The sequence below is a fragment of the Curtobacterium sp. B18 genome, from assembly GCF_000333375.1.
GTDB lineage: Bacteria > Actinomycetota > Actinomycetes > Actinomycetales > Microbacteriaceae > Curtobacterium.
Genome location: NZ_BACZ01000741.1, coordinates 1 through 345 on the forward strand (window position 1 = coordinate 1; position 345 = coordinate 345).

Below are 345 nucleotides of genomic sequence, written 5' to 3' on the forward strand. Positions count from 1 at the left end.
CGCCTCCCGTGGATCGTCCGATCCCGTCCCGGGCCGCAGCCCTCGGTCGGTCGGTCAGGCCGCGCTGCGCGCGACCAGGCGCGTGACCGCCGCGAGCGGGATGCCGACCCAGTCGGGACGGTTGCGGGTCTCGTAGACGACCTCGTAGACGGCCTTGTCGAGCTCGAACGCGTCGAGCAGTTCGCGGTGTGCCCGCAGGTCCGATCCCGTCCCCCGCTGGTACCCGTCGAGGAACGACGACCGTGCGTCGTGTGCCCACGCCCCGGCGTCGACGGGCTCGGCGTCCTGCGCGAGCGCACAGGCGACGTAGTCGAACGAGCGGAGCATGCCGGCGACGTCGCGGAG

Annotated in this window: 1 pseudogene; it reads right to left on the minus strand. The window is 73.3% G+C overall.

Annotated features, from left to right (window positions below):
* Positions 1 to 54 precede the first annotated feature (54 nt).
* Positions 55 to 345, minus strand: a pseudogene (locus I5E_RS19830) (maltokinase N-terminal cap-like domain-containing protein); the annotation flags it as partial.